Annotated in this window: 27 protein-coding genes; 5 read left to right on the top strand and 22 right to left on the bottom strand. The window is 36.2% G+C overall.

Annotation, left to right across the window (positions count from 1 at the left end; all coding sequences use genetic code 11):
- Nucleotides 1-28 precede the first annotated feature (28 nt).
- The 21 genes from QWT87_RS17645 to QWT87_RS17545 all read right to left on the bottom strand — a co-directional run bounded on the left by QWT87_RS17645 (nucleotide 29) and on the right by QWT87_RS17545 (nucleotide 17,072).
- Nucleotides 29-763 carry a DUF4241 domain-containing protein gene (locus tag QWT87_RS17645; protein WP_302717670.1) on the bottom strand — a complete coding sequence of 245 codons (735 nt, stop codon included), beginning with the start codon at nucleotides 761-763 and terminating at the stop codon, nucleotides 29-31.
- 181 nt (nucleotides 764-944) lie between these two features.
- Entirely contained in the window at nucleotides 945-1,106 is a 162-nt protein-coding gene (locus QWT87_RS17640) for a bacteriocin-like protein (RefSeq protein ID WP_302717668.1), read from the bottom strand.
- A gap of 159 nt (nucleotides 1,107-1,265) precedes the next feature.
- Nucleotides 1,266-3,761, bottom strand: a complete 2,496-nt coding sequence (gene paaZ / locus QWT87_RS17635; protein ID WP_302717666.1) for a phenylacetic acid degradation bifunctional protein PaaZ — start codon at nucleotides 3,759-3,761, stop codon at nucleotides 1,266-1,268.
- A gap of 95 nt (nucleotides 3,762-3,856) precedes the next feature.
- Nucleotides 3,857-4,450 carry an acyltransferase gene (locus tag QWT87_RS17630; protein ID WP_302717664.1) on the bottom strand — a complete coding sequence of 198 codons (594 nt, stop codon included), beginning with the start codon at nucleotides 4,448-4,450 and terminating at the stop codon, nucleotides 3,857-3,859.
- Between the two features lie 108 nt (nucleotides 4,451-4,558).
- Nucleotides 4,559-5,764, bottom strand: a complete 1,206-nt coding sequence (gene pcaF / locus QWT87_RS17625) for a 3-oxoadipyl-CoA thiolase (RefSeq protein WP_302717662.1) — start codon at nucleotides 5,762-5,764, stop codon at nucleotides 4,559-4,561.
- 106 nt (nucleotides 5,765-5,870) lie between these two features.
- Nucleotides 5,871-6,179: a hypothetical protein gene (locus tag QWT87_RS17620; protein ID WP_302717660.1), complete on the bottom strand. Its 309-nt coding sequence runs from the start codon at nucleotides 6,177-6,179 to the stop codon at nucleotides 5,871-5,873.
- Nucleotides 6,180-6,186: 7 nt separating this feature from the next.
- On the bottom strand, nucleotides 6,187-6,600 hold the full coding sequence (locus QWT87_RS17615) for a PaaI family thioesterase (protein ID WP_302717659.1): 414 nt from the start codon (nucleotides 6,598-6,600) through the stop codon (nucleotides 6,187-6,189).
- A gap of 260 nt (nucleotides 6,601-6,860) precedes the next feature.
- Entirely contained in the window at nucleotides 6,861-7,169 is a 309-nt protein-coding gene (locus tag QWT87_RS17610) for a hypothetical protein (protein ID WP_302717657.1), read from the bottom strand.
- Between the two features lie 12 nt (nucleotides 7,170-7,181).
- Nucleotides 7,182-7,409, bottom strand: a complete 228-nt coding sequence (locus QWT87_RS17605; RefSeq protein WP_235132936.1) for a hypothetical protein — start codon at nucleotides 7,407-7,409, stop codon at nucleotides 7,182-7,184.
- 11 nt (nucleotides 7,410-7,420) lie between these two features.
- Nucleotides 7,421-7,885 (bottom strand): hypothetical protein, encoded by a 465-nt coding sequence (locus QWT87_RS17600; protein WP_302717655.1) that lies wholly within the window; start codon nucleotides 7,883-7,885, stop codon nucleotides 7,421-7,423.
- Nucleotide 7,886: 1 nt separating this feature from the next.
- Nucleotides 7,887-9,017, bottom strand: a complete 1,131-nt coding sequence (locus QWT87_RS17595; RefSeq protein WP_302717653.1) for a 3-hydroxyacyl-CoA dehydrogenase NAD-binding domain-containing protein — start codon at nucleotides 9,015-9,017, stop codon at nucleotides 7,887-7,889.
- A 40-nt stretch (nucleotides 9,018-9,057) separates the two neighbouring features.
- Nucleotides 9,058-9,411, bottom strand: coding sequence for a four helix bundle protein (locus QWT87_RS17590; protein WP_087707816.1), 354 nt, complete (start codon nucleotides 9,409-9,411; stop codon nucleotides 9,058-9,060).
- A 35-nt stretch (nucleotides 9,412-9,446) separates the two neighbouring features.
- Complete coding sequence (locus tag QWT87_RS17585; RefSeq protein WP_108410385.1) at nucleotides 9,447-10,247, bottom strand: enoyl-CoA hydratase-related protein; 801 nt, start codon at nucleotides 10,245-10,247, stop codon at nucleotides 9,447-9,449.
- 94 nt (nucleotides 10,248-10,341) lie between these two features.
- Nucleotides 10,342-10,779 carry a 1,2-phenylacetyl-CoA epoxidase subunit PaaD gene (gene paaD, locus QWT87_RS17580; protein WP_076395266.1) on the bottom strand — a complete coding sequence of 146 codons (438 nt, stop codon included), beginning with the start codon at nucleotides 10,777-10,779 and terminating at the stop codon, nucleotides 10,342-10,344.
- A 190-nt stretch (nucleotides 10,780-10,969) separates the two neighbouring features.
- Nucleotides 10,970-11,215: a hypothetical protein gene (locus QWT87_RS17575; protein ID WP_302717646.1), complete on the bottom strand. Its 246-nt coding sequence runs from the start codon at nucleotides 11,213-11,215 to the stop codon at nucleotides 10,970-10,972.
- Between the two features lie 175 nt (nucleotides 11,216-11,390).
- A complete protein-coding gene (gene paaC / locus QWT87_RS17570) occupies nucleotides 11,391-12,179 on the bottom strand; it encodes a 1,2-phenylacetyl-CoA epoxidase subunit PaaC (RefSeq protein WP_302717644.1) in 789 nt (262 codons plus the stop codon).
- A 30-nt stretch (nucleotides 12,180-12,209) separates the two neighbouring features.
- Nucleotides 12,210-12,491 (bottom strand): 1,2-phenylacetyl-CoA epoxidase subunit PaaB, encoded by a 282-nt coding sequence (gene paaB / locus QWT87_RS17565; RefSeq protein WP_002981782.1) that lies wholly within the window; start codon nucleotides 12,489-12,491, stop codon nucleotides 12,210-12,212.
- 123 nt (nucleotides 12,492-12,614) lie between these two features.
- Nucleotides 12,615-13,553 (bottom strand): 1,2-phenylacetyl-CoA epoxidase subunit PaaA, encoded by a 939-nt coding sequence (paaA, locus tag QWT87_RS17560; protein WP_108409168.1) that lies wholly within the window; start codon nucleotides 13,551-13,553, stop codon nucleotides 12,615-12,617.
- Nucleotides 13,554-13,667: 114 nt separating this feature from the next.
- On the bottom strand, nucleotides 13,668-14,753 hold the full coding sequence (locus QWT87_RS17555) for a 2Fe-2S iron-sulfur cluster-binding protein (protein ID WP_116095969.1): 1,086 nt from the start codon (nucleotides 14,751-14,753) through the stop codon (nucleotides 13,668-13,670).
- Nucleotides 14,754-16,070: a phenylacetate--CoA ligase family protein gene (locus tag QWT87_RS17550; RefSeq protein WP_302717624.1), complete on the bottom strand. Its 1,317-nt coding sequence runs from the start codon at nucleotides 16,068-16,070 to the stop codon at nucleotides 14,754-14,756.
- 423 nt (nucleotides 16,071-16,493) lie between these two features.
- Nucleotides 16,494-17,072 (bottom strand): TetR/AcrR family transcriptional regulator, encoded by a 579-nt coding sequence (locus QWT87_RS17545; RefSeq protein ID WP_235132944.1) that lies wholly within the window; start codon nucleotides 17,070-17,072, stop codon nucleotides 16,494-16,496.
- A 596-nt stretch (nucleotides 17,073-17,668) separates the two neighbouring features.
- Here QWT87_RS17545 and clpB point away from each other — a divergent pair.
- Nucleotides 17,669-20,275, top strand: a complete 2,607-nt coding sequence (gene clpB, locus QWT87_RS17540) for an ATP-dependent chaperone ClpB (protein ID WP_302717621.1) — start codon at nucleotides 17,669-17,671, stop codon at nucleotides 20,273-20,275.
- A 121-nt stretch (nucleotides 20,276-20,396) separates the two neighbouring features.
- On the opposite strand, the gene QWT87_RS17535 is transcribed toward clpB, so the two are convergent.
- On the bottom strand, nucleotides 20,397-21,098 hold the full coding sequence (locus QWT87_RS17535; RefSeq protein WP_302717619.1) for an FKBP-type peptidyl-prolyl cis-trans isomerase: 702 nt from the start codon (nucleotides 21,096-21,098) through the stop codon (nucleotides 20,397-20,399).
- Nucleotides 21,099-21,290: 192 nt separating this feature from the next.
- Here QWT87_RS17535 and QWT87_RS17530 point away from each other — a divergent pair, with 192 nt between their 5' ends.
- From QWT87_RS17530 to QWT87_RS17515, 4 genes are read left to right on the top strand one after another with little or no spacing between them, the layout of a single operon-like run.
- Nucleotides 21,291-21,845, top strand: a complete 555-nt coding sequence (locus tag QWT87_RS17530; protein ID WP_302717617.1) for a hypothetical protein — start codon at nucleotides 21,291-21,293, stop codon at nucleotides 21,843-21,845.
- A 30-nt stretch (nucleotides 21,846-21,875) separates the two neighbouring features.
- A complete protein-coding gene (locus QWT87_RS17525; RefSeq protein WP_076395134.1) occupies nucleotides 21,876-22,523 on the top strand; it encodes a hypothetical protein in 648 nt (215 codons plus the stop codon).
- Nucleotides 22,502-23,287, top strand: a complete 786-nt coding sequence (locus QWT87_RS17520) for a sensor histidine kinase (protein ID WP_302717615.1) — start codon at nucleotides 22,502-22,504, stop codon at nucleotides 23,285-23,287. Before QWT87_RS17525 ends, QWT87_RS17520 begins: the two co-directional genes overlap by 22 nt.
- Nucleotides 23,284-23,922 (top strand): response regulator transcription factor, encoded by a 639-nt coding sequence (locus QWT87_RS17515; RefSeq protein WP_288460277.1) that lies wholly within the window; start codon nucleotides 23,284-23,286, stop codon nucleotides 23,920-23,922. Before QWT87_RS17520 ends, QWT87_RS17515 begins: the two co-directional genes overlap by 4 nt.
- Nucleotides 23,923-24,085: the final 163 nt, after the last annotated feature.

Genomic DNA, 24,085 nt, shown 5'->3' with positions numbered 1-24,085 from the left:
CAGAAAAAAATTATCCGGCTGATCTTTTTTAATCTACATCATCCTCATCTCCATCTTCGCTTAAGGCTAATTCAATATCTATAAACTGGATGTATAATCCGCAAATACTGTTATTGTTATCATAAGCAAAATATACAGGATAAGTACCGTCTCCAAAACCACTTGCAAACATAGGAATATGATAATTGGTATCCGGAACTTTCCAGTTGATCCAGTCTCCGGCATCTCTTTGATTTTTCGGATGGTCTTTATAGCTTTGCTCGAAAAGTGCGGCGAAATAATCATCGTAAAAATTGTCAAGATCAGTTTCGTCCACAAATTTATCCACAAAAGGAAGCACTTCTTTATCCGTAATACAGCCTAAACCCGCATCCACGCCAAAACCGAAATAATCATCTTCAGTAACGCCTTCCAATTCTTCAATTCCAACCAAGGCTTCCCTGTAAACAATGGGTTTTTCTTTAGTAAATTCCACTTTAACAACAGCATATCTGTCACCCCAGTCTTCTGACTTTACCACGGCAATGGTTACAGGAAAATCACCTTTCGGAGCCTGAATAAAATACGGAGATTGATTTCCGTTCAGATCAACAAGAGGATCTCTCACCACTATTTTACCGGAAGGAAGAGAAACATTTCCGATCTCCATCGTTTCCAATGGCTGTCCTGCAATTTCATCAGACGTAAAATAGGTTTCCAAATCCGTCGGGCATATGAGAACATCTTTTACTTCTTCATATTTCTGTAGCCAGTTTTCGTTCATTTCTTTTGTTTTATGATATAATTAAGCCTGAAAATAAGGAATAAAAATAAGGGTATCAAATATCATGAAGTTTTTAACATAAGATTATAAAAAACCCTTTCAACATAAGTTGAAAGGGAGTTTAGAATTATTTTAACCGAAACAGGCTAATTAAAATGATACATGAAATTTATTTGTACGACTAAGAATCTGCACAAATAACGCACGCTCTTGGAGTAGTCGGCCAGATTCCGGGAATACAGCAGCTTCCTTTAGGACACGAAGTTGGTGTACAAGACCAGTTAGGACCAGATCCTTCAATGGCTCTCAACTCTGGTCTTGAGAGTTTTTTTAAGTTTTTCATAATGATTTAGTTTTAATGATTGTTCCTACTCTTTATGCTTTTCGGATTTCGCATCCTAAAGTTAGCAATAAAATCATTTAAAAACAATTTAATCAAATAGTTATACAATTAAAAAGCAGCAATTCATTAAAGAATGCTGCTTTATATTATCTTCTGAATTTAAATCAATCCAAACTGTTCAAAATGATGCGTAAAATGTTTTTTGTGCATCAGTTCCCACATTTCTTTATTTAATTTTCCAAAGACAAAATTCAGGTGTTCTGCCTGTGGATTTTCTTTGTAATAGATCACAAATCTTTTTAAATTATCAATGAAAGACTGTTTTGCTGCTTCAAGATTTTTATGTCTTAACTCCAATAGTTTTTCATCATCCGCTAAAAACGGCGCAGGGAAATCCTTCGGCATTTTTCTGTGGTTATACAAAGAATCCTGCCATTTTTCCAACTGTTCTTCAGGAGTGAAGCACTTATCAGCTTCCGGTTCGCCAAGACTTACCAAAACCCCGTGCTCCAAATGTTCAATCATTTGCTGAGGAGACATTTTACCCCAGCTTGGTTGAGTAGAATCTGTTAATCCATTCAGCATTTTCTGAATATTTTTTAAGTTTAAATCGATAAAAGGAGACTGTTTTGCCACCAACGTTAAAATAGTTGCCACACAAACGATTTCATCTCTCTGATTTACGACCTCAACTAACCATTTCACAACGCCGGAAGGAATATTTCTTCCTTTTACCCCTCTGTTGATTTTTTCTTTCGCCGTTAAATACACCGTAATCGTATCTCCTGCATAAACAGGTTTAAAGAACGAACAGTTTTCAAGTCCGTAATTCGCAATCACCGGTCCTTTTTTCCCTGAAACAAATAATCCTGCCGCTGCTGAAAGAATGAAATAGCCATGAGCAACGGTTTTATCAAATATAGTTCCTGTTAAGCTCGTTGCATCCGTGTGTGCGTAGAAATGATCCCAAGAAACATTAGAGAAATTTACGATATCTGCATCGGTAACCGTTCTTCCTGCCGTTTCCAGAGAATCTCCCACCTCAACTTCTTCAAAATATTTCTGGAACGGATGTTTGTCTGAATATTTTTTCTCGGCTCCTTGCTGATAAATTTTGGTAATTGCGGTTAAAACATCCGGAGAACCCTGAATTGCCGTTTTCTGAAGGAAAAAATGAAGACCGTTCAGTCCGCCCATTTCTTCACCGCCTCCTGCTCTTCCGGGACCGCCATGCATCAAAGTCGGAAGCGGAGAACCGTGACCTGTACTTTCTTTCGCACTGTCTCTGTTCAACACAAAAATTCTTCCGTGCTGTGAGGCCATTTTCCAGGACGTTTCGGCAACAAAATTATTATCATGAGAAACGATGGAGCCCACCAAACTTCCTTTTCCTCTTTTTGCCAATGCCGCCGCTTCCTCCGCATCTTTGTAAGGCATTATTGTAGAAACCGGACCAAAAGCTTCGACATCGTGAGAAATATTTTTTTCGAATGGTTTATCATTTAAGAACAATTTCGGACTCATGAAAGCTCCGTTTTCATAATCGGCATCTACCAATTCGTGCTTTCCGTCGTAAATTAACTCGGTTTCAGCTTTAAGCAAATCAACTTTTCTTAAAACCTCATCATACTGTTGTTTTCCGACCAAAGATCCCATTCTGGTTTCCCTGCTCAACGGATTTCCGATTTTTGTCTGATCTAAAGCTTTAGACAAAGCATTCTGAACGTCACCAATTAAGTTTTCGGGAACAATAATTCTACGGATTGCTGTACATTTTTGTCCGGCTTTCGTCGTCATTTCGTTACGAACTTCTTTGATGAATAAATCAAACTCCGGAGTTTCCGGTTTTGCATCCAATCCAAGAATTGAACAGTTCAGAGAATCTGCTTCCATATTGAAACGAACGGCATTTCCTGCAATCGAAGGCAGAGATTTTAATTTTCTCCCTGTCGTTGCAGAACCTGTAAACAGCACAGAATCTCCATCCTGAACATAATCCAGAATATTTCCCGGATCGCCACAAACCAGCTGAACCGCTCCTTCAGGAAGGATTCCGCTTTCAATCATATCCTGAAAAACAGCATTCGTTAAATAAGAACCAAACGGAGACGGTTTTACTATTGACGGAACACCTGCCAATAAAGATGTGGATAACTTTTCCAGCATTCCCCAAACCGGAAAGTTGTAAGCATTAATTTGTACTGAAACCCCTTCACTCGGCGTTAAAATGTGAGTTCCCAAAAAAGTTCCGTTTGCTGAAATTTTCTGAGTATCTCCATCTACCCAAAACGGGGTGTTCGGAAGCATTCTTTTTGCCAATCCTGAATACGTAAAGAATGTACCGAAGCCTCCTTCAATATCTACCCATGAATCTACATGAGTTGCTCCTGTCTTATATGATAATTCGTAATATTTTTTCTTTCTTTCTAAAAGGTAAAGCGCTACTTTTTTCAACATTTCACCACGATCGTAGAACGTCATGGATGAAAGGTTTTTGTAGCCTACTGTTCTTCCGTAATCCAAAGCCTGCTCAAAATTCAGACCTTCTGTGTCGGAAACAGCAACCTGCTCTCCATTAACAGCGTTATATAAAGGAATTCCGTTTCCGTTTCCTTCGATCCACTCGCCGTAGATATAGTTTTTTAATTTTTCCATATTTATCTAATTTGAAAATTTGAGAATGAGTCAATTTGAAAATTAGTTTCCTATGATAAAATTTTCAAATTAGCACATTTTCAAATTATTTAATTTTACTTCACATCATCCCAAATGCTGTAATCAACAACCTTCGTAGGAATCTGCTGAACATATTCTGTAAAAGGTTCGCAAGGCAGAATCGCATCTTTTCCTTCTCTTGCCAATTCCTGATATAATTTTGTTCCTTCTGTTTTCCATTTGATCATTTCATCGGAAACATCGCGGATGATTTTTGCGGGACTTCCGACAATTAATTTTCTAGGTTCACATCTGAAGTTTGCCGGAACAAAAGCTAAAGCACCGATGATACATTCATCTCCTATGACCGCTTTGTCCATCACGACTGAATTCATTCCGACCAGACAATTTTTTCCGATATGTCCGGAGTGAATAATTGCTCCATGACCAATGTGTGCAGACTCTTCAAGTATGGTTTCAATTCCCGGAAAAACGTGAAGGGTACAGTTTTCCTGAACATTGGCACCGTCTTTCACAATAATTTTACCCCAGTCGCCACGAATCACTGCATTGGGACCAACATAAACTTCTTCGCCGATTTCTACATTTCCGATGATCACCGCTTGCGGATGAACGTACGCGGAGGGTTTTATTATCGGCCGAATTCCGTGATATGAGTAGATATTCATAAATTTAATTTGAAAATAAATCAATTTGGAAATTTGACAATGTGCCAATTTGAAAATTAAAACGCTGTGAATAGTATTTTCAAATTCTCAAATTAGCTCATTTTCAAATTAAACCCGTTCAATGACCATCGCATAACCTTGTCCGACACCGATACAAAGGGTACACAAAGCATATTTTTTATTCTGCTTTTGAAGTTCCATAGCTGCAGAACCAACGATTCTTGCTCCGGAAACTCCAAGTGGATGACCGATTGCTATGGCGCCTCCGTTTGGATTTACTCTTGAATCGTCATCTTTTAAACCTAAGGTTCTTGTTACGGCTAAAGCCTGAGCGGCGAATGCTTCATTCAATTCGATGATATCCATATCATCTAATGAAAGATTCAGTCTTTTTAATAGTTTTTGAGTGGCTTCTACAGGTCCGATTCCCATAATTCTTGGCTCAACTCCGGCAACGGAAGATCCTAAGATTTTCGCTTTTGGTTTCAACCCATATTTTTTTACAGCTTCTTCGCTTGCTAAGATTAAAGCTGCTGCTCCGTCATTCATTCCGGATGCATTTCCTGCGGTTACCGTTCCTTCTTTTCTGAAAGCCGGACGAAGTTTTCCTAATCCTTCTATTGAAGAAGTCGGCTTAATAAATTCGTCTGTATCAAAGATTTTCGATTCACCTTTTTTCTGTGGAATTTCAACTTTTACGATTTCTTCCGCCAGTCTTCCGCTTTCCTGAGCTTTGGTAGCTTTCTGCTGTGACCAAAGGGCAAATTTGTCCTGATCTTCACGGCTGATGTTATGCATATCCGCTAAATTTTCAGCCGTTTCACCCATTGCATCAATCCCGTACATTTCTTTCATTTTCGGATTTACAAATCTCCATCCGAAAGTGGTGTCAAACATCTGGCTGTCTCTACCGAAAGCTGTGCTTGGCTTCGACATTACATAAGGAGAACGTGTCATATGCTCTACTCCACCTGCGATATAAATTTCACCTTCTCCTGCAGCAATTGAACGGAAAGCATTTGCCACCGCAGACATTCCTGAAGCACACAATCTATTCACCGTTTCCCCTCCGATTTTATACGGAAGTCCTGCCAATAAAAGTCCCATTCTGGCAACGTTTCTATTATCTTCTCCTGCCTGATTGGCGCATCCGAAAATAACGTCCTCAATTTCCTCAACAGGAATTTCAGGGTTTCTTGCTACAATTTCTTTAATAACAATGGCAGCCAAATCGTCGGCTCTTACTTCTGAAAGACCACCACTTAATTTTGAAATGGGTGTTCTGATGTAATCTATGATGTATACGTTGTTCATTTTATTTAATTTGAAAATGTGTTAATTTGAGAATTTGAAAATGGAAAAACTATGAAAGTTTTAATATTCCACCTTCAAACATCAAGTTTATTTTTTCTGAGTTGATTTATATAATTCCTTCGTGCCAACTTAACCATATCAAATAATTATTTACGGCTTTTATTCCCTTGATATTAATCCAAGGATAGTTTTCTTTTAAATATTTTTCAGATAAGTTTTCAACTTCTTTACTTGTAAGTTTTGTATGCTCTGATTTTTCCCAAATAATATCGAAAGCTTTTTTGCGCATGTCTTCAAATTCTGTTAAAACTTCATCGAAATTTTCAAGATTATTGATTATAAAATAGTTTTTCATCTTTTCTCCTTCAATGAAAAAAGTACTTGAAAACTTTTCTAAAATTATATTTTTATCCAATTTCTTTTTAAAGGTCAATAACCTTTTTTCCGATTTTATACACTGTTCCGACAAATTTCGCCACCAATTCTTCGTTTTGATTGGTAATTTTAATATCGTAAACAGCGGTTTTTCTTGTTTCATTGACCAAAATACTTTCTGCTCTGAAAGTATCCCCTTCTTTTCCGGCTTTGGTAAAAGTGATGATGCAATTCAATGCAACAGCAGCATCACCGGAATTGTTGGACGAAAAAGCCAGTGCAGAATCTGCAAAAGCGAATGTAACGCCTCCGTGAACCGTTTTCAGCCCGTTAATCATTTCTTTTTTAATGGGCATTTCTATTAAACAATAATTTTCTTTGACTTCAATCAGTTTGATATTCATCCATTGGGAAAAATAATCCTGATCGAACATATATTCTGCAACCTGTCTCGGATTCATTTACTCTTATTTAAATTTTTAAATCTAATCACATCTTTCCATGTGTATTCTCTGCCGTCCAAAATGAAAAAAGCTAAAAACATAAAAATGAAATAAACTATAAAACCATATATATTGATGCTTTTTTCATCGTCCCATCCCAAATAATAAAAAAGAAATTTGATGAGAGAAAAGCCAACCACAAAAATAATTGCATTCATGAATGAGCGTAAAAAGTTCTTTTTTGTAAAAATTCTTTTAAACATGGCTTAAATTTCAGATTAATGTGTTATTTCTTCATATAATTCATCAGCTAGCTTGTCGTAAACCGCCATGGTTTTTCCAAGAATGATTTGACTGTATGAAAGATTTTCTAAAATTGATGGATCTTCTGCTTGAAAATGTTCATTTAAATCAATTCCAAATTCATTTGCTAATCTTTTAATCAGTTCTTTATATTTTTCATTGAATTTCCCCAATAATCCGAGCTTTTCCTGATAATCATGTATCGAGGAAAGTTCCTGAATGATGTATTCTTTTTCAATGATAAGCCTTGTTTCAAGTTCAGCTCTGAATGATTCTATATCCATCCTAAATATTACTTATTTCATCAAATCCTTTCTGTCAGGATTTTTTAAATATTGTTTACCATCTTTATCAAAACACCAGACATCTGATATTTCTCTTAGCTGAAAAAATTCAAAATCTCCCTTATGAATTTTCATTCTATTCAATCTTCTAAGCTTTCTATTGGCTTCTAGTTTATTTTCCTTTTCTGTTTCAGCAGTTGTTATTCCAATAATCGGAGTTTTTCTTTTTGACCTACTCATAAAAATCAATTTTATTGATTGATTATTCTTTTCAAATCTTTAATCCCATTTTCATAAGATTTTTTAAAGAGAAAATTAATTATAAAATATAAAAATCCAAATGTCATCAAAAGTGGTATAAATAGGGAAAAAGCCTTTACTCCAAGTTCTAAAAAATTTATAATAATCAGAAAAAAGGGAACCAAACTCCATATACAAATCAATATTTTAAATGTATTATGAAATTTTGCATCCAATATTATTATTGTTTCACTTTCTTTCCGAACCAATCTTCCATCAAAAACACAGAAAATTCCTAAGGGCTTTTCTGAACTGATGATTTTGAAATAATTCTTATCTATATTTCCCTTGAAATATTTATCAGACCTTCTCATTGTCAAAGAACTGATCTCAGTATTATTTTTGATATTCAATAACACTTCTTCAATTATTTTTGAAGATTTTAATTCTTCAGATTTTTCCGGAAAAAACTTCATCTTATAATTTTCTCAGCAACGGACTTTGTCTGTATCTTTCTTCCTGATATTCTTCGTAAAGATTCTGCAAAGTTTCGGAGATTTCAGCATATCCTATTTCTTTTCCCCATGCCAATAAACCTTTGGGATAATTAACGCCTTTCTGCATTGCGAGTTCGATATCTTCGCCATTCGCCACGCCTAATCTTTTTGCTTCTACGGCTTCGTTAATCAGCATGGAAATAATTCTCATGAATATTTGCTGATAAAGTACATCATCTTTCACAGGTTCCGGTTTAACGGCTCCTTCCGAATAATCGTAAAACCCTTTTCCCGTTTTTCTGCCGTGAAGTTTGGCTTCCGACATTCTTTGCTGTAGAAGAGACGGTTTGTATTTCGGATCGTAGAAATATTCGTTATAAACGGTTTTGGTTACCGAGAAATTTACGTCAACTCCAATTAAATCCATTAACTCGAAAGGTCCCATTTTAAAGTTACCTAAAGTCTTCATAGCATCATCAACCTGTTCTACCGTCGCGATGTTTTCCTCAACGATTCTCAACCCTTCTCCATAGTAAGGACGGGCAATTCTGTTGACGATAAATCCGGGAATATCTTTGGCAATAACCGGAGTTTTTCCCCAATCTTTCATCAGACTGTAGATTTTTTCCGCTAAAGATTTTTCGGTTAACAAGGATGGAATAACCTCAACTAAAGGCATCAAAGGAGCCGGATTGAAGAAGTGAATTCCGATGAAACGCTCCGGTTTCTGTAGTTCCGCACCAAGAGAGGTGATGGAAATGGAAGATGTATTGGAACCAATCACACAGCTTTCTGAAACGTATTTCTCTAATTCTGTGAAAACTTTGGTTTTTATTTCTTTATTTTCGATGATGGCTTCAATGATCAATTCACAATCTTTGAAGTCTTTTAATTCTGTAGCAATGGAAATATTGGCTAAAATTTCAGTCATTTTCTCTGATGAAATTTTCTGTTTATCAACCAGTTTAGTCAGTGTTTTTTCCAAACCTACGGTTGCCGTTTCTACTTGTTTTGCGTTGGCGTCATAAATCCAGACTTTGCATCCGTTCGTTGCGGCTACCTGTGCAATGCCGATTCCCATGGTTCCGGCACCGATAATTCCTACATTCATATTTTTATTTTGAAAATTTGGAAATGAGTTAATTTGAAAATTATTTAAGCTTCGAACTTGAAATAATTTTAGATAGAATTAATAAAATTTCTTTTAAATCTGAAATTAATTTTTCATTGGGCGATTGCAAATGTGGAGACTTTAAACACAGTAAAAGCCAATATTCTGTTTCATCAGCTTCTTTAGCGGCAATTTTCAATTTATGGATAAAATCTGCTTTGCTTTCTGCATTCTGAGCTTCTCTAACATTAGCCCCAATCGAAGTTCCAGATTTGAAAATCTGATTTGCTAATGGAAATCTTTTAGTTTCGTACAAACCTTCTGAAAATTCAATGATGTCTAAAGCAAAATCAAAAGTCTTATTTACAATAATATTCTCTTTATCATTTCTCATTTTCAAATTCTCAGATTAACTCATTTTCAAATTAATTATTTTCCTTTATACTCAGGTTTTCTTTTCTGTAAAAAGGCACTTACTCCTTCTTTAAAGTCTTCTGTTTCTGCGGCTTTCTGTTGAAGATCGCCTTCTAATTCCAACTGCTGCTTCAGCGTATTGTCATAAGAATGTGCAAATGCTTTTTTGGTCAATTTCAAGCCAACTGTAGGCATATTGGATACTCTTTCTAAAATTTCCAGTGATTTTGAACTGAATTCTTCTTCAGTGAAAACTTCAGCAACCAAACCGTATGATTTAGATTCTTCCGCTGATAATTTTTTTCCGGTAAATGCTAAATAATTAGCCAATTGTCTTCCCAATAATTTTGGAAGAAAATAAGTTCCACCCGTATCTGGAATCAATCCGATATTGGAGAAAGCCTGAGCAAAGTAAGCTTTTTCATTTGCCAGAACAAAATCGCAGATCAACGCCAACATCGCTCCGGCTCCAACTGCAGGACCATTTACCAACGCTACAACCGGTTTTTTGCAGTGGGTAATTTCCATTACCAAAGGATTGTAATAATCTGTTACAATTTTTCTGATGATATCGTTGTCATGATGTTCATTGCCCTGAACAAAAGCATCATCAAGATTCTGACCGGAACAAAAAGCTCTTCCTCTTCCGGAAATTGCCACGCATCTTACTGCAGGATCTTCACTGCATTCTTTTACAAAATCTTTCAGATCTGATAAAGACGGCTTTGTAAGCGCGTTCATGGTATCCGGCTGATTAAGATAAGCAATTTTAAGTTTTCCGTCGAAATGCGACTCAATATCGAGTTGTGTATACATAGTTTATAATTTTTTAATTTGAAAATTAGACAATTTGAAAATTTTAGTTCACCACTAATTTACTCATTTTCAAATTAGCACATTTTCAAATTGTTTAGTGACATTTAAAATAATCAAAAGGTTCTAAACAGTCTAAACACTGATACGAAGCCTTACATAAGGTAGATCCGAATCTGCTGATCTGTTTTGAGTTCATGGAACCACAACGCGGACATTTTTTCGGTTTCCCGATGTGATGCTCGTCGGCTCCTTTTTCGGGAGGGGTAATTCCGTACACCCGAAGTTTTTCTCTCGCTTCATCCGTTAACCAATCTGTCGTCCAGATCGGAAACATTTTGGTCACCACTTTCGCTTCCCATCCGTTTTCCTTCATTATTTTGATGATGTCTTCCTCAATGGTAAACATGGCGGGACAGGCAGAATAAGTAGGCGTAATCGTTACTTCGCAGGAATTTTCGCCAGTAATTTTCGCCTCTCTTACAATACCCAATTCCACGATATTAATTACCGGAATTTCCGGATCGGGAACCATTTCTAATATTTCTAAAGGATTTTTCAATCTTCTTTTTATCTTAAATTTTTAGCGCAAAGCGCGTTAGTTTTTTTTAAAATACTAAATGCTTTTAAGTTCGAAAAGCTCCTCTCTCAGCAAACCCAAAAAGGGTAATTTCAACAGCAGCTTAAATCTTACTTTAATCAACTCTAACATGCCTAAAAGATTTTCAAGCTTTAATTATTTTCTTTCTAAACATCATTAAAAGAATAAGGATGATTATATCAATTATAATTAATATTTTTCCCTGTTCTATATCCTGACATAAATTTTTCCCTGAAATTTGTGAAATGCAATCACCGGGATTATTTGTTTCATATTGCATATTGACATTTGAATTAAAAATTCCTAAACAAAATATTGGAATTAAAATAATTAATCCTAAAATTAATTTATTAAAATATTTACCTTTCAATTTTGAAAATTTTTAGCGCAACTACGTTATGATTTTTTAACCAATTACGGTTTTTAAGCTTGGAAAGGTTTTTCTCTCTGCAAATGCTATAAATAATAAGTAAACTGCAAAATTGTTATGGTCGTTTGTTATTTTTAAACCTCACAGGTTTTAAAAACCTGTGAGGTTTGTATTTTTACCACGTACAACCCGGATATGCTCTCTGCATATACTGCAATTCACAAAGGATATATCCAAAATATTCTGTGTGATACCCTGTTCTGGATTTTGGCTGCATGAAAGGATTTGTAGGATATTCTAACTGAAAATCTGCAAAATCTTTTTGGGTGATCATTACAAATTCTTCATAAAGAGCATCTGTATTCGGAGCAATATTTAAAGCTACCAAATCATCTTCTCCTTCTGTTTTTGCAAATAAACCTTTGGTGTATTCCCAGATATTTTCAATGGCTTTTACCAGACGGCTCTTACTTTCTTCTGTTCCCTGAGCGAAAATTTTCATCCAGGAAGCAGCGTGCGTGTAATGGTATTTTACTTCTTTCAAAGATTTTTGAGCAATTGCCGCCAATTCTTCATTTGCTGAATTGGACAATGCTTCATACATCAGTTTCTGATATACTGCAAAAACATACACTTTTAAAATGGTCTGGGCATAATCTTCGTTCGGAAGTTCTGTCCAGTGTGCATTCACATATTCGTGTTCATATCTTAAAAAGGCGATATCATCTTCAGATTTTCCGTCGTCTAAAAGTCTTGAAGCGTAAACGTAAAAGTTGTTCGCCTGACCAAGTTCATCCAGCGCAATATTCGTTAATGCAATATCTTCCTCCAGATAAGGACCTTCACCGCACCACGCAGACAAACGCTGTCCCATAATGAAACTGTCGTCTGCCAATTTTAATAAATAATTATATAATGGGTTCATTGTTTTAGCTTTTGGCTTTTGGCGTCTAGCTTTTGGCAAATTGCAAGCAGCTAACAGCCAATTGCTGTTTTACATATTTTTTACATCGTTCGGGATCTCGTAGAAGGTTGGGTGACGGTATAATTTGTCATCAGCCGGATCGAAGAATGCTTCTTTATCCACTCCTTCCGAAGTTACGATGTATTTACTTGGAACTACCCAAACAGAAGTTCCTTCTTTTCTTCTTGTATAAACGTCTCTTGCGTTCTGCAAAGCCATTTCTGCTGTTGGAGCCTGTACAATTCCAACGTGTTTGTGGGACAATCCCGGTTTAGTCTGAATAAACACTTCCCACATATCTAAATTTGCCATAATTAATTTGAAAATTTGAAAATTCGTTAATTTGAAAATTGATTAAGTGTCGTAATTGAAAATTTGATCATAAATAAAACCGCTAAGGTCATTTTCAAATTCTCAAATTAGCACATTTTCAAATTATATTACCTCTTTTTGTTGTTTTTCTGCAAAAGCTGCTGCCGCTTCTTTTACCCAGGAATTTTCTCTTTGCGCTTTTCTCTTCGTTTCGATACGCTTTTTGTTGGCAGGACCATTTCCTTTTAAGATTTCCATAAATTCATCCCATGGAAGCTCTCCGAAATCGTAGTGCTGTCTTTCTTCATTCCATTTCAGATCTTTATCCGGAATGGTTAGTCCTAAGAATTCAGCCTGAGCAACAGTAACATCAATGAATCTCTGACGAAGACTGTCGTTGCTTTCTCTTTTCACTCTGTAATTCATCGAGATTTTAGAGTTTGGCGAACTGTCATCATTTGGACCAAACATCATTAAAGCCGGCCACCAGAAACGGTTTAATGAAGCCTGAGCCATTTCTTTTTGCTGTTTTGTACCACGGCAAAGAGCCATTAAAATTTCATAACCCTGTCTTTGATGAAAAGATTCTTCTTTACAGATTTTCACCATCGCTCTTGAGTAAGGACCATAAGAATTCCCCATCAACATGACCTGATTCATGATTGCTGCACCATCAACCAACCAACCGATGGCACCGATATCTGCCCAGCTTAAAGTCGGATAGTTGAAGATACTTGAATATTTCGCTTTTCCTGAAAGCATATCTTCATACGTTGCGTCTCTGTCGGCTCTGATGGTTCCATCACCTAAAGTTTCTGTCGCAGAATAAAGGTATAAACCGTGACCTGCTTCGTCCTGAACTTTCGCCAGAAGTGCCATTTTTCTTCTCAAAGAAGGTGCTCTGGAAATCCAGTTGGCTTCCGGCAACATTCCTACGATTTCAGAATGGGCGTGCTGTGAAATCTGACGAACCAATAATTTTCTGTAATCATCGGGCATTACATCTTTTGGTTCTACTTTATTTTCGTCGTGTACGTACTGTACAAATTTTTCTAAATCCATAATTTTTTAATTTGAAAATTAATTAATCTGAAAATTTGAGAATTAGGCAATTTGAAATTAAAACACAATCATAGCATTTTCAAATTGGCACATTGGCTCATTTTTCAAATTGTCTTAAACATCATAATTAAGCATCACCACATTGGTTGTCGGGTGACACTGGCAGGTAAGAACGTAACCTCGGGCTACTTCTTCTTCGGTAAGCGCGTAGTTTTTTTCCATGAAGACTTCGCCTTCCAAAACTTCGGCTTTACACGTACAACAAACTCCTCCTTTACACGCAAAAGGCACGGGAAGATTGTCTTTCAATGCTTTATCTAAGATACTCTCTTTTTTTGAATTCAAATGGAAAGAATATTCATCATCGTCAATAATTACCGTCACCATACTTTCGATGTTGGCAATGGCTTTGAATTCGTCGCTCATTTCCTCCGTATTTTCTTCGTCAGGAGCGGTGAAATATTCAAATAGAACCTGAATTGCCGGTACTTTTTTATCTTTCTTTAAATAATCTGCAATTCCTTTGATCATTTCCGAAGGTCCGCAAATGAAATACGTGGCTTCTTTTACATCAATATCTGCATATCTTTCAAATAAATGTTCCAGTTTTTCAGGGGAAATTCTTCCTTCAAAAATCGGGTCTTCATGCTTTTCACGGCTTACGAGATAAACTACTTTCAATCTTCCGTTAAACTGCTCTGTCAATTTATCGATCTCAGCCTTTTTCATCACGTGATTCATGCTTCTATTGCTGTAGAACAGGTACGCGTTGGAATTCGGCTCCTGATAAAGACTTTCTTTAATATTTGATAAAACCGGAGAAATTCCGCTTCCTGCCGCCAAACCAATGTATGTTTTTACGTTTGTCGGATGATAAGACGTGTTAAAACCGCCCATGGGAGGCATTACCTCAAGAATTTCATCCATGTGAAGATGCTCGTTGAAATAACCGGAAACTTTTCCGCCTTCCAATAATTTCACTAAAACTTCCAGCGTGTTGCTTTTTTCACTCGGCGCATTGCAGATAGAGTAAGAACGTCTTTCTTCATTTCCGTTGATCATCATTCGGAAATTAAGATACTGCCCCTGTTTGAATCTGAATTTATCTTTCAGTTCTTCAGGGATTTCAACCGCTACATTTACTGCATCGTTGGTATCTTTCTGAACTTTTACCGTTTTAAGTTTATAAAATGAATTCATTTATTTTTTAAGTATTCTGTTAATTTTTCCACCTTCGCATTTCGGAAGACTGTCCTGAGCATGAATTTTCACTTTTGTGGTAATTCCTACCCTTTTTTTTATTTCGTTTTCTATACTTTTTCCAAAGCTTCCGACAAAAATAGCATAATCGTCGGTATTTTGACTTAAATTTTTCGAGGCGATCAATTCATCACCAATCTCAACATCAATATCCAGTGCAACGCACATTTGCTCCTTCTCAACAGGAGTTAAATAATAGTTCGGAACTACGCCTTCCACATGAGAAAATGCTTCTTCAATCTGACTTGGATAAACATTTACTCCTCTTATAATAAGCATATCATCGGCTCTTCCCAAAATCGGGCGCATTTTCACCATCGTTCTTTTACCATTTTCGTCATAGTAAAGACTTGTGATATCATTTGTCCAGTAACGCAAAAGCGGCATTGCTTTCTTCGTTAAAGTCGTAATCACCAAAACGCCTTCTTCTCCGAAAGGAACGGGTTCCTTTGTAACCGGATCGAGAATTTCGGGGTAAAAATGGTCTTCCCAAATGTAAGAACCTCCTTTTTCCTCAAAATCTTCCATCGAAACTCCGGGTCCGATAATTTCGCTTAATCCGTAAATATTGGTTGCATGAACGCCTAATCTTTCTTCAATATGCTGTCTGATTAATTCCGTCCAAGGCTCTGAGCCTAAAACGGCATATTTTAAACTGATTTCTTCTGCGGGGATTCCTCTTTTGGCAAATTCATCAGCAATGGTTAAAGCGTAAGATGGCGAACAGCAGATTACTTCGGGTTGAAAATCCATAATCAGATCAACCTGTCTCGCCGTCATTCCTCCCGAAATCGGAAGAACGCTCATTCCCAGTTTTTCCGCTCCGTAATGCAGTCCCAGTCCGCCCGTGAAAATTCCGTAACCATATGCATTATGCAACTGCATTCCCGGTTTCGCGCCTGCTGCGTTCAAAGATCTCGCCACGACTTCACTGAATAAATCAACATCTTCTTTTGTATATCCCACTACCGTCGGTTTTCCCGTTGTTCCGCTTGAACAGTGAATTCTCTGCAGTTCATTCTTCGGAACAGTAAATAAACCAAACGGATAGTTGTCTCTCAAATCCTGTTTGTAGGTTATCGGAAGTTTGGTAATATCTTCGATTGACCTTATTTCCTGTGGAGATATTCCTGATTCTTTAAATTTTCTTTTATAAAACTCCGACTTCTCTCCAAGATAGTCTACCAATTTCGCCAACCGCTCAGACTGAAGCTGTCTCAACTGATCGGGCTTAAGATATTCAACACCAAAATCCATAACTAACTAACATTTGTTAGGTGTAAATTTAAAAAGATTTTGGAACGTGACAAAATTTTTATGATTTTCGTCAGATTTTTAATGATTCTAAATAATTAAGGCAAAGATTGAGGTTTAGTTTAAGCATGATTTTAATAAGGGTTTTGTCATTTAAAACATAGATAAAAAGTCTATGAACACAGTTCGGAAGTGAAGTGAAGAAATCTGTTTTTACTTAATGTTTAATAGATTTCTCCTTCGTCGAAATGACAGCTTACTGTATAAAAGTTTGTTATTATTCAGAACGGAACAAAGTAAAGTGTGGAATATAAGCGAAGTTTTCGTTGTAGCTGTCGAAATTTCTACGGAATGACAATAACAATTTTAAATAATCTTAAAATAATTGTTGAGATTCTTCCTTCGTCAGAATGACAGTTAAACGGTTTATTTCTTTTGATTTCCCAGTAAACCGAAAAGAATTTTATCCCTTATTTCATCGGTGATATCCGAACCGGATTCTATATTTCTTTTAAACCAAAAATAGGAGTTGTTTAAAGTATGGAGAATAAATCTCGTGGTAAAAGCCGGTGATCTCAATTCCCAGTTTTCAGCGGTATAAATTTCAGAAATCAACTGTTCAACTTCCTGCTGATAATTTTTTCTTAATTCGATAAATTCTGGTAATCTCTCTTCCAGATGTTTCCATTCATTGGAATAGATATGCGTGACATCACGGTTTTTCAGAACAACCGACAAATGTTTTTCAATGAAAAGATTGAGCTTTTCCTTTGGTGGAATATTGGTATTTTTTACTTGCTGAAGTTCATCAAAAAACTCCTGCGCAATGCCGAAACAGATCCATTCCAGAATTTCTTCCTTTGAGCGGATATGCGCATATAAAGAAGCTGCTTTGATATTCAGCCTGGTTGCCAAATCACGCACAGAGCTTCCCATGTAGCCTTTCTCCTTGAAAAGTTCCACGGCAACATCTAAAATTTTCTTCTGTTTTTCTTTAAGCTCCATTTGTAAAAAAGCAAAAGTAATTATTTTGATTTTAATATTTGATTTTGAGAAGATGATTTTTAAACTAAAAATTAAAAGCCAAACACTGCATAATACTTTTTCAAAATGATGAAATGAAAAATTATTTAAACCATTAAAAAGATTTAAGATGTTAAGTTTAATTAAGAAAAAATCAATAGATTTTTAATAAGCATTATTTTGGAAAGCGAAGCAGCTCTTAAATATTCTAAACTTCTTAATTAAAATCTTAATGGTTCAATCAAAAAATAAGGTTAGACGTATTTTGAGATTCAACCCAATCTGACGGTTCTTCCGATAATTTTTACTTAAACTCTTAGAATCGGAAATTTTGTCTTTTCAAAACAGATTAAAAATAAATATTTCGGAAATTTTGTCCAATATTTTTAAAAATTCAACAATAGAATACTTTTTGCGATAATGTACCCGAATTAAATGATTAAATAAAGATTAAGGGCATCAGAAATTAGAAAATCTGATTAAAAAATTAACATTTATTTGACTCTTATGGTCTGAAATCTGATGTCTAAAATCTAAAATTGGAAACTAAAAATTAAAGAATCAAAAATATACAAAATATGAATTTAAATCAATATACCGTAAAATCTCAGGAAGCGATTCAGGCTGCACAACAGGTGGCAATGGAATTTGGCAACCAACAGATCGAACCTCAACATTTACTGGAAGGAATTTTTCAGATAGATGAAAATATATCGCCTTTCTTACTAAAAAAATCTGAAGCAGATGCAACTTTGGTAAGAGAGCGAAACCGCGAAAATTTAGAGAAGCTCCCTAAAGTTCAGGGAGGCAATATTTACCTTTCACAATCGGCAAATAAAGTTTTGCTTGATGCGCCCAACATTGCTAAAAAAATGGGCGACGAATATGTAACCATTGAGCATTTATGGCTTTCATTACTGGAAACTAATTCTGAAGTTTCGAAAATGCTGAAAGATATGGGCGTTACCAAGAGTCTTCTGGAAGGGGGAATTAAAGCATTAAGAAAAGGCTCGAAAGCCACTTCTGCAAGTTCAGAAGAAACGTATCAGTCCTTAAATAAATACGCTAAAAACTTCAACGAATTAGCGGCAGAAGGAAAACTGGATCCCGTAATCGGTCGTGATGAAGAAATCCGAAGAGTGTTGCAGATCCTTTCCAGAAGAACCAAAAACAACCCGATCCTTATTGGTGAACCCGGAGTTGGTAAAACCGCCATTGCAGAAGGAATCGCCCACAGAATTATCAGCGGTGATGTTCCTGAAAACCTGATGGATAAAACATTGTATTCATTGGATATGGGCGCCTTGATTGCGGGTGCCAAATACAAAGGTGAGTTTGAAGAGCGTCTGAAATCTGTAGTGAATGAAGTGATTAAATCTGAAGGACAGATTATTCTTTTCATCGACGAGATCCACACTTTGGTCGGAGCCGGAGGTGGTGAAGGCGCAATGGATGCTGCCAATATTCTGAAACCAGCTTTAGCAAGAGGAGAATTGAGAGCGATCGGTGCAACCACTTTGAATGAATATCAAAAATATTTTGAAAAAGATAAAGCCTTAGAAAGACGTTTCCAGAAGGTAATGGTGGAAGAGCCGGATACAGAATCGGCAATTTCTATTCTTCGTGGAATTAAAGATAAATATGAAGCGCACCACAAAGTAAGAATCAAAGACGAAGCGATTATTGCGGCGGTGGAAATGTCCCAACGATATATTTCAGACCGGTTTTTACCGGATAAGGCGATTGATCTGATTGATGAAGCCTCTGCAAAATTGAGAATGGAAATCAATTCAAAACCTGAAGAGCTGGATGTTCTCGACAGAAAATTAATGCAGCTGGAAATTGAACTGGCTGCGATTTCAAGAGAAGGAAACCAGACGAAAATCGATCATTTAAAAGAAGATATTGCGAAGATTTCTGAACAGAGAAATGAAATTAACGCCAAATGGCTGAAGGAAAAGCAAAAATCTGAAGATTTAACGCAGATTAAAAAAGATATAGAATCTCTGAAACTGGAAGCAGAAAGAGCTTCGAGAGCTGGAGATTACGCCAAAGTAGCGGAAATCCAATACGGAAAACTGCGTGAAAAAGAGGAAGAGCTGAAAAAGCTTGAAATCGAAATGCAAAATCATCAGAATGAGTTAATTAAAGAAGAAGTAACTTCTGAAAATATCTCTGAAGTGATTGCCAAATGGACCGGAATTCCTGTAACGAAACTGATTCAGTCTGAAAGAGAAAAGTTATTGAATCTGGAAACCGAACTTCATCACAGAGTGGTTGGACAGGACGAAGCCATTACCGCCGTTGCAGATGCGATCCGAAGAAACAGAGCGGGATTGAGTGATGATAAAAAACCAATCGGGTCATTCTTATTCCTGGGAACCACCGGAGTCGGAAAAACTGAGCTGGCAAAAGCTTTAGCAGAGTTTTTATTTGATGATGAAAACAATATGACGAGAATCGATATGAGTGAATATCAGGAACGTCATTCGGTTTCCAGATTGGTTGGTGCCCCTCCAGGATATGTTGGTTATGATGAAGGTGGACAATTGACGGAAGCGGTTCGAAGAAGACCTTATTCAGTAGTGCTTTTAGATGAAATTGAAAAAGCGCATCCTGATGTTTTCAACACGTTGTTACAGGTTTTAGACGACGGAAGGTTAACAGATAACAAAGGAAGAGTGGTGAATTTTAAAAATTCGATCATTATTATGACTTCGAATTTAGGTTCGCATTTAATTCAGGAACGCTTCGACTCCGCTCTGCGTGACAAGGATGATAACATTAGTCCGGAAACACTGGAAGAGGCAAAAGATGAGGTCTTTGATTTATTGAAACAGACGTTACGTCCGGAATTTTTAAACAGAATTGATGAGGTTGTATTGTTCCAGCCTTTGAGAAAAAAGGAAATCGGAAAAATCGTTACCTATCAATTGAGAGGATTTAATGAAATGCTTTCGAAACGTAATATCATCATGACGGCAACTCAGGATGCAGTAGATTATCTGATGAATAAAGGATATGATCCTGCATTCGGAGCAAGACCGCTGAAAAGAGTGATTCAGCAGGAAGTATTAAACAAATTATCAAGAGAGATTCTTGCTGGAACGGTAAATGATGGAGACAGAATCACTTTAGATTATTTTGAAGAGACAGGTTTGGTTTTCAGACCGACCGATTTATAAGTAGTTTTTTTCATATATATTATTTTTGAAGAATTTCCGCAGACCAAAAAATCTGCGGAAATTTTATTTGTAATATATCAGATGTGAAATAGGCAAATTCCATTGTTGCCGAAGTTACAATCTATTTTATATCCACCAATTCTACATCAAAAATAATCGTCGCTCCCGCAGGAATTGGTCCGGCACCATTATCTCCGTAAGCCAGCTCTGAAGGAATGTAAAATCTGTATTTCGATCCTTTGCTCATCAACTGGATACCTTCTGTCCATCCTTTGATTACTGCGCCCAGATTAATGTCCATTGGTGCGCCTCCGTTTTTGTCTGTAGAGTCGAAAACAGTTCCATCCAGAAGCTTTCCGGTATATTTTACCTGTACAACATCTGAGGCTTTTGGTTTTGTTTTACCATCACCTTCCTGCAAGACCTCATACTGTAAACCTGAAGCCGTGGTCTTCACTTTAGGATTGCTTTTATTTTTGGCAAGAAAATCCAGACCTTTTTTCTTATTTTCATCTGCCTGTACGCCTGCTGCAGCCTGCTTTTTTTCATGTTGCTTCTGCATAAACTCCTGCATAAAAGCTTCCATTTCTTCAGCCGGCATCAGCTTTTTTCCTCCATTCATTTCTTCTTTAATAGCCTGAGCCAAAAGATCGGCATCTACTTTGAAGCCTTCCTGTTTCATGTTTTGGGCAATACTCAGACCTATGTAATAAGAAGCTTTCTGATCATCCGTGTATTTGCCATCCGCTGCATTTCCATCTTTCTTAGCGCATGAAACACTAAATATTGCTATGCAAAGTAATGCGATAGTCTGTCTTTTCATTTGATAATTTATTGTTTACGATTAATGAATTTAATAATCGCTGCAAATCTATCCAAAATCTTTATAATTTTAATTAAAAATTGCAATCCGTAAAAACCCCATAAATAATCAGGAAAAAACCGTGTCGTATTACTTTAAAATTTTACGAGATTTGCAATACCAACTAACCTTTCACCTTTTAAAACTAGCTTTATGGAAACAAGACCAAATTTAGACAACTTAGAATTTGAATCAGCCGAATCAATTTCTAATCCCAACACGCTTCATTGTGATTTAATAAGAACTCTTGTGGAGAACTACAGAAAAAATCAGTTGGCGTGTGTAAACCAAAATTTAGGGTTCGACGATGCGCATTCCATTCATTTTGATTTGGCAACGCTGAAAAAATTTATTTCGGATATTGAAAATGAAGCATTGAAAAACGATTCCCGCGTTACAGATAAGGATTTGGGAATACGTTTTTATTATGCGGCTTATCCTAAAGAGCAGGACTGGAACATCATGTCGGGAACTCCGATCGGAACAGAATATGCGCAGAGACACACTTTAGTTTTGGTTCCTACGATGAAACAGGAAGACGAAAACGGAGATAAACTCTGCTATGATTTCAATCCTTTAAGCGCAAGCGGAAGCGGAGAGTTTTTGGCGATGGCTTCAGCAAGAAATTCCGGTTTGGAGGGAGAGGTGGTATGTCAGAATCATGGTACCCTGTCCCCTCCTTCAACACAAGTAACCGAATCTTTTTAATAAAAAATTATATTTACACGAATAAGCACAATGAGTGAATTTCAAAAAGTACTACAAGAATCTTTAATCTGGATGGAAGGGCTGGCTGCTCTTATTTCTATTATATTTTATAGGAATGCTAAAGATAAATACTGGAAGTACTTTTCCATTTATTTAATACTCATGTTTTTATGTGAAGTTTTTGGGAAATGGGGCGGATATTTAATGGAATATAATAAGCCAAAGTTTTTTAATTATTTTGTTATTCCTGTTGAGTTTTTATTTTTCTATTGGCTTTACGCAGCAAAATCATTAAAAAGACCAAAACTATTCTATACGCTATCTGTTATTTATCTGCTTTCCTTTCTTCCCAATGAATATTTTTTTAAAGCAGGAAAAATAATTTTTTCATTCAATTATACGTTTGGCTGCCTTATCCTGATGGTTCTTGTGATAATGGAATATTATAGGCAAATTAACTCTTCGGATATTTTGCATTTCAGTAAAAACAAAATGTTTTACATTAATCTCGGGGTCACTTTATTTTATATCGGAACTTTACCTTTTTGGACGTTCTTCAGTTTATTAAACAAGTATCCAGAATTATGGAATATGTATTTTAATTATTTCTTAGTTTCCGGAATCATCATGTATTTATTATTCTCAATTTCATTCATATGGGGAAAACAGAGCTCATAATAACAATCATCCTTTTCAATATATTCTTTGTATTGTTTGTGGCTGCAGTGATGGTTTATATCCGCAAATACAAACAGCGCAAGAAAGAATACCTGAATGAGATTGAAATAAAAAACGAAATTCACCAGAAAGAATTGTTAGCGACGCAGCTAGAAATTCAGCAGGCAACGATGCAGCAGATCGGGCGCGAACTTCATGATAATATCGGGCAGAAATTAACGTTAGTGAGCCTTTACACACAGCAGCTTTTGTATGAGAATAAAGTTCCGGAGGTAAGCGAAAGAATTGAGCAGGTTTCGCAGATCATTAATCAGTCGCTTCACGATCTCAGGAGCCTTTCAAAAACATTAACGGACGACAATATTAATCAAAAGGAAATCGTAACTTTAATTCAGGAAGAAGTAGACAACACCAATGCGTTTAAAAAATGCCATGTCGATTTTCAGCATAATTTTAATCAGCTGGATCTCAGCTTTGTGCATAAAAACGTATTATTGAGAATTACTCAGGAATTTATTCAGAACAGCATCAAACATTCGGGTTGTAAAAATATTTTCATCAATCTGAACACGTCTCAGGAACTGCTTTGGGAACTGAATATTAAAGATGACGGGGTTGGTTTCGATCAGTCCAGCATCAAATCCAACGGAATCGGGCTCACCAATATGAAAAACAGAGCCGAAATTATCGGGGCAGATTTTTGCCTCGAAAGTCAGAAAAATTTGGGAACTACGCTCAACATTATTTTAAAAAGACAGCCATGAAAAAAACGATAGTAATTGTAGACGATCATGTACTTATCGCAAAAGCTTTAGAAGGAATTATTGATAATTTTCCTGAGTTTGAAGTAATCTACGTTGCCGAAAACGGAAAAGACCTCATCCAGAAATTCGAAAATAACAGCAAAATTCCGGATATCATCCTACTTGACATTAGCATGCCGATTATGGATGGTTTTGAAACGGTACTCTGGCTTAAGGAACATCATCCGAACATTAAAGTAATGGCTTTAAGCATGCAGGGCGACGATAAAAGCGTTATTAAAATGATCCGGAACGGCGCCAAAGGGTACTTACTGAAAAATACACATCCAAAGGAACTGGAGAATGCATTGACGAAACTCAACAGTGACGGTTTTTTTTATCCGGAATGGGCTTCCAAGATCATTTTTTCCAATATGAATAATGAAGATGCAGCCAATAATGTGAAAATTTCCGACCGCGAGAAAGAGTTTCTAAAATACACCGTTACAGAACTCAGCTATAAAGAAATTGCGGATAAAATGTGCTGCAGCCCGAGAACGGTAGAAAGCTACAGAGATCAACTTTGTGATAAACTAGATCTTAAAACGCGGGTTGGTCTTGCCGTTTTCGCCATTAAAAATGGTTTCGCGGGGTAAAATCAACATTCAAGCATTACTCAATAATAGTTTTAAATAATCAACAAAAACACCGTTTAAATAAAAATACAGCAATATATATTGAAAATTACTATTTATTGAATAATAAAATAATTCAACTATACGGTGAAATACTTGCATAATTACTTCAAATAGTATAATT

The organism is Chryseobacterium urinae, from assembly GCF_030518295.1.
GTDB classification, from domain to species: Bacteria; Bacteroidota; Bacteroidia; order Flavobacteriales; family Weeksellaceae; genus Chryseobacterium; species Chryseobacterium mucoviscidosis.
This window is presented reverse-complemented; position numbering and strand designations above follow the sequence as displayed.

What these genes read in the sequence shown, in the direction of transcription:
- QWT87_RS17645 (WP_302717670.1), bottom strand. Translation starts at nt 763, where the DNA reads ATGAACGAAAACTGGCTACAGAAATATGAAGAAGTAAAAGATGTTCTC.
- QWT87_RS17640 (WP_302717668.1), bottom strand. Translation starts at nt 1,106, where the DNA reads ATGAAAAACTTAAAAAAACTCTCAAGACCAGAGTTGAGAGCCATTGAA.
- paaZ (WP_302717666.1), bottom strand. Translation starts at nt 3,761, where the DNA reads ATGGAAAAATTAAAAAACTATATCTACGGCGAGTGGATCGAAGGAAAC.
- QWT87_RS17630 (WP_302717664.1), bottom strand. Translation starts at nt 4,450, where the DNA reads ATGAATATCTACTCATATCACGGAATTCGGCCGATAATAAAACCCTCC.
- pcaF (WP_302717662.1), bottom strand. Translation starts at nt 5,764, where the DNA reads ATGAACAACGTATACATCATAGATTACATCAGAACACCCATTTCAAAA.
- QWT87_RS17615 (WP_302717659.1), bottom strand. Translation starts at nt 6,600, where the DNA reads ATGAATCCGAGACAGGTTGCAGAATATATGTTCGATCAGGATTATTTT.
- QWT87_RS17610 (WP_302717657.1), bottom strand. Translation starts at nt 7,169, where the DNA reads ATGGATATAGAATCATTCAGAGCTGAACTTGAAACAAGGCTTATCATT.
- QWT87_RS17605 (WP_235132936.1), bottom strand. Translation starts at nt 7,409, where the DNA reads ATGAGTAGGTCAAAAAGAAAAACTCCGATTATTGGAATAACAACTGCT.
- QWT87_RS17600 (WP_302717655.1), bottom strand. Translation starts at nt 7,885, where the DNA reads ATGAAGTTTTTTCCGGAAAAATCTGAAGAATTAAAATCTTCAAAAATA.
- QWT87_RS17595 (WP_302717653.1), bottom strand. Translation starts at nt 9,017, where the DNA reads ATGAATGTAGGAATTATCGGTGCCGGAACCATGGGAATCGGCATTGCA.
- QWT87_RS17590 (WP_087707816.1), bottom strand. Translation starts at nt 9,411, where the DNA reads ATGAGAAATGATAAAGAGAATATTATTGTAAATAAGACTTTTGATTTT.
- QWT87_RS17585 (WP_108410385.1), bottom strand. Translation starts at nt 10,247, where the DNA reads ATGTATACACAACTCGATATTGAGTCGCATTTCGACGGAAAACTTAAA.
- paaD (WP_076395266.1), bottom strand. Translation starts at nt 10,779, where the DNA reads ATGGTTCCCGATCCGGAAATTCCGGTAATTAATATCGTGGAATTGGGT.
- paaB (WP_002981782.1), bottom strand. Translation starts at nt 12,491, where the DNA reads ATGGCAAATTTAGATATGTGGGAAGTGTTTATTCAGACTAAACCGGGA.
- paaA (WP_108409168.1), bottom strand. Translation starts at nt 13,553, where the DNA reads ATGGATTTAGAAAAATTTGTACAGTACGTACACGACGAAAATAAAGTA.
- QWT87_RS17555 (WP_116095969.1), bottom strand. Translation starts at nt 14,753, where the DNA reads ATGAATTCATTTTATAAACTTAAAACGGTAAAAGTTCAGAAAGATACC.
- QWT87_RS17550 (WP_302717624.1), bottom strand. Translation starts at nt 16,070, where the DNA reads ATGGATTTTGGTGTTGAATATCTTAAGCCCGATCAGTTGAGACAGCTT.
- QWT87_RS17545 (WP_235132944.1), bottom strand. Translation starts at nt 17,072, where the DNA reads ATGGAGCTTAAAGAAAAACAGAAGAAAATTTTAGATGTTGCCGTGGAA.
- clpB (WP_302717621.1), top strand. Translation starts at nt 17,669, where the DNA reads ATGAATTTAAATCAATATACCGTAAAATCTCAGGAAGCGATTCAGGCT.
- QWT87_RS17535 (WP_302717619.1), bottom strand. Translation starts at nt 21,098, where the DNA reads ATGAAAAGACAGACTATCGCATTACTTTGCATAGCAATATTTAGTGTT.
- QWT87_RS17530 (WP_302717617.1), top strand. Translation starts at nt 21,291, where the DNA reads ATGGAAACAAGACCAAATTTAGACAACTTAGAATTTGAATCAGCCGAA.
- QWT87_RS17525 (WP_076395134.1), top strand. Translation starts at nt 21,876, where the DNA reads ATGAGTGAATTTCAAAAAGTACTACAAGAATCTTTAATCTGGATGGAA.
- QWT87_RS17520 (WP_302717615.1), top strand. Translation starts at nt 22,502, where the DNA reads ATGGGGAAAACAGAGCTCATAATAACAATCATCCTTTTCAATATATTC.
- QWT87_RS17515 (WP_288460277.1), top strand. Translation starts at nt 23,284, where the DNA reads ATGAAAAAAACGATAGTAATTGTAGACGATCATGTACTTATCGCAAAA.